This is a genomic window from Serratia sp. D1N4 (assembly GCF_054552755.1).
The window spans coordinates 3499014-3510886 of record NZ_CM137274.1 but is presented as its reverse complement, the minus strand read 5'-3'; the positions used below and the strand labels follow the sequence as shown (position 1 = coordinate 3510886).

Sequence of the window (11873 nt, the reverse complement as noted above, 5' to 3'; positions counted from 1 at the left end):
ACCCCTAGAGTCTTATTTAAGGTGAGGGTTGTGGTGTATGAAGATCTCCTGCCATTTGTTGATGTTAGGGGGTATGGAATGGAATTTGTAGCGATATCACCCTCAATGGGTGAATGTTACGATTTGGGAGCAATTTAATAATGGAATTTGTTCATAACAGGGTTAAGTCAGTAAATATTTCATTGATTGCCTTGGCGTTCGGGTTGTTTTCTTTTACCGCCATGGCGCAACAGGAATACGTAAGTTCAGTGACAGATACGTTACTTGTTTCTGGTTCATCTACTAACAGTGTTCGTGACTCTTCTGCCAACTATAGGCCGGTTGCGAATGCAGCTCCAGAACTGGCACAAGTGGTGTTTTACTATCCGCAAGGTGAACTGCCTGCAACTGTGTATGTGGATCGTGAATTGCAATCAGCGTTACTGCCAGGTGAGTTCAGCGTGTTCTGTGTCGCACCAGGCACACATACGATTGAATCTTACATCAACGATCAGCCTAGGTATCAAGGTAAACAAAGTACGACTCATCAGTTGGGTATGCAAGCTGGTGTGACTTACTTCCTGCTGGCTAACCCTGGCTTGCAAGGGACTAAGCCGGTATTGGTAGAGCGTGCGGTGGCAGAGAGTGAGCTGGCATCAATGCGTGCGCACACTCGCATCATCAATCGTGCTTCACAGGTGAAGCCGTGCGAATACGTTAATGGCAGCGGTGTCACGTTGATCCAAGAAAGCGTATTGTTCCAGTTTGGCAAAAGCGATGCTAGGGCAATTTTACCTGAGTCTCAAGCCAAACTGCGGAATGTGATTGATTTTATCAAGCAAGGGAAGAGTGCTACAGAGATTCAACTGCACGGCTACACGGATGCGATTGGTCAGAGAGAGTCTAATCAGCGTCTCTCTGATGCCAGAGCCCAGACCGTACGTAACGAGTTGATTCGAGGCGGAGTCGACTCTTCCATTATCGGAGTGACTGAAGGAATGGGCGTCGCACAAAGTGCTGAAGGATGTGTGGCCGGCCAGACAGCCGGTTGCAATATCAATAGCCGACGTGTCGATATCGTCGTCAGATAACGAAACCCGAGACACGGCATAAGGTGTATAACCGCCATATTTCATGTTGTATGTTCATTGGCTTTGTTATTCAACCTATCGGTGTGGGCCTCGTTCTTACGGGGCCACTGCAAGCAGCGTTCAAATCTGTTTTCGGCAGATTTGAACGCTCACCCACTAGCCAGTGACTTATATAAATTTTTGAGGGCTGCATTGCCGTCTTCCTGCAACTCGAATTATTTAGAGTATAGTTGGAAATGGGCTAAAAAGGTGGCTCATTTTTATTTCTATGGATTTTTAGTCACACTATCTTAAAGATGTCTACTGTCTTTAGGTTAATTTTTTGGAATGTATGAGTTTAAATTTATGAGTGCTCTATTTAATTTTCAGTATAGCCAGGTTACGTGGTGCTTGCCTGTTATTAATATGTCTTTTTCTGTGGGTTGGCTGTTATTTTTTAGCTGGATTCTATGCTCTTTGTTGCGTTTTTTTATAGAAAATTTAAGTGGAATTTTTATGCTCTCTATGAAATTAGAGAATGGCTATGAGTGAGAAAGTAATTACCCGGCCGGTATTGGAATCTACCGGCTTTGACAGTGTGGAAGATAATAGCAAAGATTCCTTGCTGTGGGCCGTTGAATGGTTATGTCGATATCATAATAAAGTTGCCAGCACAGCGGTGTTATATGCGGGATTACCACGTGGCGAAAAACTGACACCGGAATTGGCGTTGCGGATGCTGGATCAGGTCGGTCTCTCTGGAGGATGGATAAAACGAGATCTGTCTCAGGTTTCCACCTATCTCTTCCCTTTGGTGCTGGCCTACAACGATGGCAGCTATTGCGTGATTACCTCACGTACCGGTAAACGTGGCGATCTGAAGTATCAGGTCGTGGTGCCGGAAAGTGGTGGCGTGCTTCAGATGTCAGAAGACGCATTGATGGCTAATTACAGCGGTTATGCCATGTTGGCGAACCCGAAGCCCAGGCTTGATAAGCGCACAGATAACGAAATTCTGCCGGAAAAAAACCGCGAAGGGCACTGGTTGTTCTCCACGCTGTGGCGTTATCGTCACTACTTCTACAGCGCCGCGCTGGCTGCTTTACTGGCGAACGTTCTGACACTGGCCAGCACGTTTTTTACCATGAACGTCTACGATCGCGTTATCCCGACTCAGGCTTACGTCACCTTATGGTCACTGGCGATCGGTGTATTGATTGCTATCGTATTTGAATTCACCTCGCGGCAAGTGCGTACTTACCTGATTGATGTTGCCGGTAAAAAAGCCGACTTGATTCTGGGGGCCAAATTGTTCCGCCAGGTCATGGCAATGCGCATGGAGAGCAAGCCGCAGTCAACCGGCTCTTTTGCTAACCAACTGCGCGACTTTGAAGCAGTGCGCGATTTTGTAACATCAGCGACGTTATCAACGCTATCAGACCTGCCTTTCTGCATTTTGTTTATGTTGATCATCTATCTGATCGGCGGGCAACTGGCCATAGTCCCGTTGATCGCCATCCCGATTATTCTGCTGGTTAGCGTGTGCATTCAGTGGCCGCTGAGCCGCTATATGGGGGAAAATATTCGTGAGATCTCCCAGAAGCAGGGATTATTGATTGAGACCATCGAAGGGCTTGAGGCGTTGAAAGCGGCTCGGGGCGAAGGCGTGATGCAAAAGCGTTGGGATGATTTCAGCGCCCTGGCGGCGGCTTCTTCCATGAAGACCCGATATCTCTCTTCTCTGACGTCTAACTTTGTCAGCTTTATGCAGCAGATCACCACCGTGGTTATTGTGGTCTTCGGTGTTTATCTGATCCACGCGGGCGAGTTGACCATGGGGGCAATGATTGGGGTGGTCATTTTATCGGGTCGTTCGCTGGGGCCACTGGCTTCAGTAGTTGGGCTGGCCTTACGCTATCAGCATGCCAAAGCGGCGTTGAAGTCGTTGAATCAGTTGATGGACCTACCGACTGAGCGTGATGCTGACGTTAACTATTTGCCGACGCCCAGTTTCGCTGGGAATCTGCAACTGAGAAAAGTGGGCTTTGCTTATCCAGTACCGGGCGTCATGGTTCCCCCTGCCATTTTGGAGAACGTTAACATCAACATCCAGGCCGGTGAGCGAGTTGCCATTATTGGCAGTATTGGCAGTGGAAAATCGACGTTGTTACGGGTAATGGGGCGCTTAATGCAGCCCTTAAGCGGCCAACTTACCATCGATGGTGTTGATGCGACTCAGGTCGACCCGGCGGATTGGCGAACTGCGGTGGGGTATGTAAGCCAAGACTGCCGACTGTTCCACGGTACCCTGCGCTTTAATGTCACTATTGGCGATCCGGGAGTCAGTACCGAAGAGTTTCTGCGCGTTGCCCAGATGACCGGGTTGGATCGTATCGCGGCCAAACATCCGCTGGGCTATGACATGCCGGTTGGGGAAATGGGGAGCGCATTGTCCGGTGGACAGAAACAGTTGGTTGCTCTGGCGCGCTGCCTGCTGCTGCGGCCTAAAATTCTGCTGATGGATGAACCCACCAGTTCGATGGATGCAATGACAGAAACGCTGTTTATCCGCCAGTTGCAAAGCGCGATAGAAGGGCAGACGTTGGTAATTGTGACCCACCGGATGTCCGTATTGAATATTTTTGATCGGCTGATCGTACTGGATGATGGTCGCGTAGTGGCTGATGGCCCTAAAAATCAGGTCATCGCCATGTTGAATGCGAACAGTCAGCAGAAAACCCAACAGAATGCGCAGAGTGAGACCGGTAACCCTGTACCCGTGAAGCCAAATAATGGTGTAGCAGGGATCGCCGAAAGGAAAGTGGAAGCTTAGAGATGAAGAAGAATGACCTCAACGTATCCCTATCACAGAATGGTATGGCTAAAAAAAATCAGGTTAGCACGGGTAAAAGTGCCAATAATGATCCACTGAATGGGAAAGTTGAAAACGACGATTTAGAGTTTATTAACGACCTGCAAGCGGCGTTGATCTCACAAAAAACGCCGTTCAGTATGATCATGCTGTACACCATTGCGTTGGTAGTGGTGGTGGCCTTGGTGTGGGCGCATTTTGCCCGGGTGGAGGAGATTACCCGTGGCGACGGGAAGATTATTCCCGCCAGCCGTGAACAGGTTATTCAGAGCCTGGAAGGCGGTATTCTTGAAGAGCTGAATGTACGCGAAGGGGATATTGTCGAGAAGGGGCAGGTGCTGCTGAAGATGGATCCGACGCGGGCGGGCTCCAGCTACGGCGAATCCTTGTCGAAAGTCCTGGGGCTCAAGGCGTCTATCGCACGCCTGCGGGCACAATCTTACAATACGCCGCTGGTGTTTCCGCCCGAGGTGCTGGCAGTGCCCAGTATCGTGAATGACGAAACCCAGGCTTACAGCGCCCAACTGAGAACCCTGAATGAGAGTGTGGATGCGCTGAAGAAAAGCCTGTCGCTGGCGGAAAACGAGGTACAGCTTTCTGCCCCGCTGGCCAAAAAAGGGCTGGTGTCGGAAGTGGAAATCCTGCGTCTGCGCAGGCAGGCGAACGAGTTCCAGTTGCAGATTGCCGAACGCACCAACCGTTTCCGCTCGGATGCCAACAGCGAACTGAACAAGCTGGAGTCAGAGCTGGCGCAGGCGGAGGAGATTTTGCGTGGCCGCGAAGACGTGATGCAGCGCACCACGATTGTTGCCCCGGTGCGCGGCACGGTGAATAACATCCGCACCACCACCCGGGGCGGGGTGATCCAGCAGGGGGCGGAAATCATGACGATTATTCCGCTGGAAGATAACCTGCTGGTCGAAGCCCAGGTCAAACCGGCCGACGTGGCCTTTATTCACCCGGGTTTACCCGCCACGGTCAAAATCACCGCGTACGACTATGCCATTTACGGTGGGTTGAGCGGCGTGGTGGAGCATATCAGTTCCGACACGTTGGTGGATGAAGAGAAAGCCCGTTCTGGCCGCGGGGATTCAACCTATTACCGCGTGTATGTGCGGACTAACCAGGCCGCCTTGCATGTTAAAAACAAAACGTTCCCGATCATTCCCGGCATGATCGCCAACGTTGAAATTCGTACCGGCGAGAAAACGATCCTATCCTATATTCTAAAACCTGTATTAAAAGCCCGTGAAGCGTTCAGGGAGAGATGATCTGATGGTACGCAAGCACAATGAATTCCGCCGGTTAAATGTGGCAATGGCAATCGCCATCTGCCTGCCGTTCTCCCCCCTGATGGCCGCACAGTCAAGAAGTGCGCAGGATATCAACGGATTACCGCCGATGCTGACGCAGGAGGAATACATGACACTGTTCCATTCTGACCCGTCATCGGCAGGCGAGGCCGGATCAAAAGAAGCCCCTGATTTTCTTCAGGAGTTAGCGGCTATAGGGGAGCCAAAAGCACCGGTACCCCGTCAGAGCCCGGCGGCCCCTGCGCCGGAAGTGAAAACAGAAGCTGCCCCCGTGTTCAGCAACAACGTGGCGGTGAATAACGTGCAACCGACGGCGACCGCCGGGCAGAATGAAGTGGTTCAGCCGGTTCAGCCGGTTCAGCCGGTTCAGCCGGGCCAAGGCGTCAGCGTGTCAGAGCCGACAAGCCAGCCAGCGATGCCCGCCACGGCCAACGCCCCCCGCTCTTCAGGGCTGATTACACGTATTGAGCCGCCAGCGCCGATTAAAACCACAGAAGCGCCAGTAGTCACCCACACTGGGCGCTTGAGCCAGCCCGTGCAATCAGGCAGCAGCACGCCTGCGGCGCCGGTGGTTGCTGGCAATCAGCCCGCTTTGGTTAACCGCACAGAGCTGCGCACCAAAGCCGATATTGCCACGGAGGCTCCTGCGGCAGGCAACCGGGCGGTGCTGAAAAACAGTGGCGATAACCTCCCTGCGGTTCAGCAGCAGTATCAACCGGATCCGGCGTATGACAAGGTGCGTTGGAACGGCGAGGTTGATGGAGAAAGCGGCAAACGCAGCTTCGAGAGTATGTCTGACGAGGCTTACAGCGGAAAAAGCACTAATCCGTCACGGGCGTTTATGCGCAAAATGGTGTCGATGGCATTGGCGCACAGCCCGGAGATCCGCTCTTCAGAGGCCGACGTTCTGGCTGCGGGTTATTACGTTGATCAGACCAAAGGGCAGCGCTGGCCACAGGTGCAGGTCGGGGTCTCCACGCCGTTAGGCACCCAGGGAGGCAATGCCGATCTGCAACGCAATAACGCCAAGGCCGGTGATACCAGTGGGTCGGTATCTATCACCACGCCAATCTATGATTGGGGCAAGATCAGCAATCAGGTGGACAGCGCCGAAGCCAGCGTCACGGCGGCGGTGAATGCGGAGAGTTACACCAAAGAGCAGTTGGCCTACAGTACCGTGTCAGAGCTGATGAACCTGGGGCGCTATCAGGAAAGCCGCCAGGTGGCGCAGGCCTATGTTGCGCGGATGAAGGAACTGACCGACATGCTGTCGCAGATCGCGACGGCGGACGGGGGGCGAGCCAGTGAGTTTACCCAGGCGAAGGCGAAGCTGCTTTCAGCCCGCGCCAACCTGGATGATATTGAACACCAGGTGAGTACCAGCCGTATCAGATTGGTGCGTCTGTTGGGCGTCGAGCCGAATTTACCGGAGACGGTCTCCTGGCGAGATTCGGTGATGCCGGCGTCAGTGGCGATCGCTTCGTTGACCAAGAACCCGAACCTGCTGAAATTACAGGCGCAGGCCAAGGCCGCGGAGTATGAAGCCGAGAGCATCAAGTCGTCGGGGTTACCGCAGTTGAACTGGGTGGTATCCAAGAACACGGCCAAAGATATCAATGGTGATGAAACCGGTTGGTATACCGGGCTGAATGTGCAATGGAATGCGTTCAGCGGGGGTTCGCAGACGGCGGCGCAGATGGCGGCACGCGCTAAAGCCAACGGTGCCCAGCAACAATATGAAGTGGCGTACCGCGATTTGGAATATCAGATCAATAATCTGGTACAGACGCGAGATTCTTCGTTTATGCGCGCGGATGATTTTGATCGGTTGTCAGCAGAAACGGATCGTGTGAGGCAGATGTTTTACGATCAGTGGTACAACCTGGGTACACGCACGCTGCTGGATGTGCTGACGGCGGAGAACGACCACTTTAACAATCAACTGTCTGCAATCAATAATCGTTATGATGGCTATATCTCGAATATTAACGTGATTGCCAGTGCGGCGATGTTGTTGAGCTGGGTCGATAAATAGTGTTGAGTTGAAAGCTTGCTAGGGTAAAAACCGTAATAGTGGTGGAGACAGTAGTTTGCCAAATTAGGCGCGCGGCCTGAAGTGTAGTGCCGCCCAAAAGTGGGCGGCAGTGTAATGCCAGTCAGTTAAGCAAAAAACTGCATAACCATGCAGCAGATGCTAAAGGTGTAGCCTCCCTTGTATGTTTGTAGTTGATGTAAAAAGATAGGTTGTACTGTGTTCTTACCCGGCGTGGCAGCACGTACCCCCTCTGGGACACCAAGCCCGTGGGAGAGCTTATTGCGCCACGTCGGTTTCATGATGAGCCCGAACAGCTGCCTGGACGACGATGCTGTCAGTCCGTATCACGCAAGGCTGGGAGACATGAGATGAAACAAAAGACTTACGTCGGTATTGATATCGCCAAAGAGAAGTTCGACGTGTTTATCAACACAGACCATCGTATTGCTCAATTTGACAATACGTCCTCAGGGCATCAGGCGTTAATCACCTTGCTTGATACCTATGAGGTGGAGCTGATCGCCATGGAGGCTACAGGTAAATATCATGGGCCACTTTGCGCAGCGCTCACGTTGAAGACATTGCCCGTAGCGGTCGTTAATCCCCGGCAGGTCAAGAATTTTGCCCGTGCGTTGGGAAAACGGGCGAAAACAGACACGATAGATGCTGCAGTGTTATGCCGCTTTGCCCAGGCGATAGAGCCGCCAGTGAGAGAACAAAACGATGTTCAAACTCAACGTCTGGCGGGAATGGTAACGCGACGGCGTCAATTGGTAGAGATCCGCACAGCGGAGCTTAACAGGCTTGAGGGGGCGTTATACGAGGCCAGCCAATCGATACATGCCCATGTTAATTGGCTGAACCAGCAGATTAGCGATATTGACGATGATATACACCGACAACTGAAGGTGATGCCAGTCTGGCAGGAGAAAGCCAGGTTGCTCGAAGAGGTGAAAGGGTTAGGTAAAGTGACGGTGTCGACGTTACTGGCGTTGTTACCGGAGCTAGGTAAGCTGACATGGCGAGAAATCAGTGCCTTGGTTGGCGTGTGCCCGTACGCCCATGAGAGTGGGAAAATGAAAGGGCAGCGAACGATCTGGGGCGGGCGTTCGGCGGTGAGAGCGGCGCTTTACATGGCAACGTTGTCGGCAACGCGTAGCAATGAGACGATAAAAGAGTTCTATGAGAGGCTGGTTGCACGGGGTAAAGCGAAGAAAGTGGCGCTAACCGCGTGCATCAGAAAGCTGTTAACGATATTAAACGCGATGCTGCGAGATAATAGGCAATGGGTGACAAATTAATCATCACCCATTGACTTTAAACACAGCTGCTCTCCCTGTGGGAGAGGGCCGGGGTTAGGGGCTTGTAGTACAGTGATCTTCCCCTCACCCTCACCCTAACCCTAACCCTAACCCCGAAGGAGAGGGAACTGGTTAGCCTTAACTGACCGGCATTAGGCTGCACAGAAGGTTATTGCTGCATCCAAGTAACCTCATAATGGTAGTGGCTCGCCGTCAGCAGAAAGTCAGGGCTGACGCTGGGGCTCCAGGAGTCATCACCGCCAACGCCCATGTGGAAACCGTCCAGGTTCAGCCAGGTTCCGGCTTCTTCGCGCAATAAATGCTGATGGGTAGTATCCATCAGTTGCTGCTGGCTGTAACGGCTCAGGCCAAAGTGGAAACGGCCCTGCCACTGCCAGCGGCCAAAAGTTAACTGGCGGGTATCGCAGCGCAGGCCGTTCTCGCTGGGGAGGATATACGGCGTGTGCAACGCAGGTAACGGCAGCGCCCAGCGCCCTTGTTGCGCTGATAGCTGGCGGTCCGGATAGTTCTCGTGCGGCCCCAAACCCAGCCATTCAACCGGCACGGCGGTTTCTGCCAACTGGCAGGTCAACCCGATGCGTGCAGGTGCGGGAACACCCCAGGCGACATCAACATCCACGCTGATATGCAGTTTCCCTTCACCATCAAGCAGATAGTTTTTGCGGCTGATAAACAGCGGCTGTTGCTGGCTGCTGTAGCTGTGCACCGTTGAGATCTGCACGCCATGCCCAAGGGCGTTGGCGCTAAATGACAGCAGTTGGCTTTCCAGCGCGTACATACCGGCTTTTTTCCAGCGCTCTACCCAGGCGTTGGGATCGATACGCGTCGCTTCGCTGACGCCGATATCATTATCCAGCGGTGCGCGAATAAACTGGTCCTGTAACGGGGTCAATAACTGTGGCTCACCGTCACGCCACCATTGGATCAGGCAACCGCGGGTAGTGCAAAATTGCCAGCGCTGCTGGCCATGGGTGATTTCAACCATATCCGGATGAGTGACTAACTGCGGCAGTGGGCCGGTGCTGACATTAGGCAGCGCCAGCGCGTGCGGTAAGCGCCACTGATCCCAGGCGCAGCGGTGGCCAGCGTCGGCCCAGGCTGTTGCCTTTGGCTGGCGGACTTCCACATTCAGCCACAGCTCACCCTTGCCTTGCACCTGCGGCATCTCACCCAGTACCAGCCGTTGGGTGCCCTGCGGTGGTATGTCCAGCAACCGATCGCCTTGCGCGATGCACTGCCCGTCTAACTCCAACCGCCAGAACAATTGCTCGTTATCGGTAGGGCGGAACAGGTATTCGCTGGTGATCTCAAGGGTCAGCGGAGCCTCTGGTTGGTGCTGGAATTGGAAAAACTGCTGCGCGCGCTGTGCTTCATACAGCGCGGGATGAGGAGTGCGATCTGGGAATACCAGGCCGTTCATGCAGAACTGACGATCGTTAGGGGTATCGCCGAAATCACCGCCGTAGGCCCAGTAACGCACGCCGTCTTCGCCGGTTTTGGTCAGCGCCTGATCCACCCAGTCCCAGACAAAACCGCCCTGCAAGCGCGGGTGTTTACGGAATACCTGCCAGTAGCGATCAAAACCGCCGAAGCTGTTGCCCATGGCGTGAGCATATTCACACAGGATCAGCGGACGATGCTCATTCGGCAGGCCGATCCATTTTTTGATCGACCACTTCGGCACCTGCGGGAAGGGCTGGTCCTGATCTACACGCGCATACATCGGGCAGACAATGTCGGTGGCCGCAGTATCGGCACCGCCGCCTTCGTACTGCACCGGGCGTGTTGGATCGCTGCTCTTGATCCAGCGGTACAGGGCATCGTGCGCGCTTCCGTGGCCGGATTCATTGCCTAATGACCAGATGATAATGCAGGGATGGTTGCGATCGCGCTGCACCATACGCGTGACGCGTTCGCTCAGGGCCGGGAACCATACCGGATCGTCCGTCAGGCGGTTCATCGGCTGCATGCCGTGGGTTTCGATATTGGCTTCATCCACCACGTACAGGCCGTAACGATCGCACAACCGATACCAAAGCGGATGGTTAGGATAGTGCGAACAGCGTACCGCGTTGAAGTTATGTCGCTTCATCAGCAGGATATCTTGCAACATGGTGGCTTCGTCCATCACCTGCCCCTGTTCCGGGTGATGCTCATGGCGGTTGGTGCCGCGTATCAGAATAGGTTTGCCATTGACCTTCAGCAGGCCGTCGCTGATCTCGACTTGACGGAAACCCACGTCATAGGCTTCCGCCTCAATCAATGTATCGTCGGCCGCCAGCAAGGAAACCACGGCGCGATACAGATGAGGCTGTTCGGCACTCCACAGTGCGGGCTGCGCAACCGGCAAACGCAGGGTAGTGCGATCGTCATAGCAGCCGCGTTCGTCAATAATTTCACTTCCCAATGGCTGCTGGTGTACGGCAGTCAACTGGTCACCCTGCCACAGCTGAACTCGTACCGAGCAGCCAGCCGCTGGCGATTGAACCTGCACCAGCGCCTCCAGTTCGGCATGATAAAAACCGGGGGCCAGATGGGTGCGCAACTGAATATCGCTCAAATGGCGGCTTGGCTTATGCAGCAGGCTGACATCGCGGAAGATGCCGCTCATGCGCCACATGTCCTGATCTTCCAGATAGCTGCCATCGCTCCAGCGCAGCACCATCACCGCCAGGCGGTTTTCACCGGGCCGTAACGCGCGGGTTAAATCAAACTCGGCGGGCAGGCGGCTGTCTTGCGAATAACCGATCCAGATACCGTTACACCACAAATAGAACGCCGAATTGACGCCGTCGAAAATAACTCGCGTCTGCCCCTGTTGCAGCCAGGCTTCGGCCACCTCAAAGGTGAGCGAGTAACAGCCGGTAGGGTTCTGTTGCGGCACAAATGGCGGTGTGACCGGGATCGGGTAGGTGACGTTGGTGTAGATCGGCACGTCGTAACCGGCCATCTGCCAGTTAGAGGGCACCTGTAGCGTATCGGCATCGCTCAGATCTTGCTGCAACCACCGTTCTGGTACGGCTTCTGGCTGGGTGAAATAGCTGAATTTCCAGGCGCCGTTGAGCAAGGTTCGCTGTGCTGAGGGGCGATCGTGCCTAGCATGTTGTTCGTCACGCCAACTGGCAAACGGCGGATGTGCAGGTAAGCGGTTGTAGTGGGTGCAGGCCGGGTTTTCCCAGTCGCGCCGGGTAAGGATCGAGGCTAATGAGGCAGGAGCAGATGGAATATCAACAGGATTCATGAGGATACCTTGGCTGAAAATGTTACGCGTTCATGATGTGG

Annotated in this window: 6 protein-coding genes; 5 read left to right on the top strand and 1 reads right to left on the bottom strand. The window is 53.8% G+C overall.

The genetic code is table 11. The annotated features are described in order from the left end of the window. Positions 1 to 140: 140 nt before the first annotated feature. The 5 genes from ACX1CU_RS15715 to ACX1CU_RS15695 all read left to right on the top strand — a co-directional run bounded on the left by ACX1CU_RS15715 (position 141) and on the right by ACX1CU_RS15695 (position 8570). Positions 141 to 1070 carry an OmpA family protein gene (locus ACX1CU_RS15715; RefSeq protein ID WP_459399206.1) on the top strand — a complete coding sequence of 310 codons (930 nt, stop codon included), beginning with the start codon at positions 141 to 143 and terminating at the stop codon, positions 1068 to 1070. Positions 1071 to 1593: 523 nt separating this feature from the next. Next, complete coding sequence (locus tag ACX1CU_RS15710; protein ID WP_459399205.1) at positions 1594 to 3882, top strand: type I secretion system permease/ATPase; 2289 nt, start codon at positions 1594 to 1596, stop codon at positions 3880 to 3882. A 44-nt stretch (positions 3883 to 3926) separates the two neighbouring features. Next, the gene (locus ACX1CU_RS15705; RefSeq protein WP_459402831.1) at positions 3927 to 5192 is read left to right on the top strand and encodes an HlyD family type I secretion periplasmic adaptor subunit; all 1266 of its coding nucleotides are present in this window, start codon (positions 3927 to 3929) and stop codon (positions 5190 to 5192) included. A 4-nt stretch (positions 5193 to 5196) separates the two neighbouring features. Then, positions 5197 to 7269 carry a TolC family protein gene (locus ACX1CU_RS15700; protein WP_459399204.1) on the top strand — a complete coding sequence of 691 codons (2073 nt, stop codon included), beginning with the start codon at positions 5197 to 5199 and terminating at the stop codon, positions 7267 to 7269. 368 nt (positions 7270 to 7637) lie between these two features. After that, positions 7638 to 8570: an IS110 family RNA-guided transposase gene (locus tag ACX1CU_RS15695; protein WP_459399203.1), complete on the top strand. Its 933-nt coding sequence runs from the start codon at positions 7638 to 7640 to the stop codon at positions 8568 to 8570. A 169-nt stretch (positions 8571 to 8739) separates the two neighbouring features. On the opposite strand, the gene ACX1CU_RS15690 is transcribed toward ACX1CU_RS15695, so the two are convergent. Then, entirely contained in the window at positions 8740 to 11817 is a 3078-nt protein-coding gene (locus ACX1CU_RS15690) for a beta-galactosidase (protein WP_459402830.1), read from the bottom strand. Between the last annotated feature and the right edge of the window lie 56 nt (positions 11818 to 11873).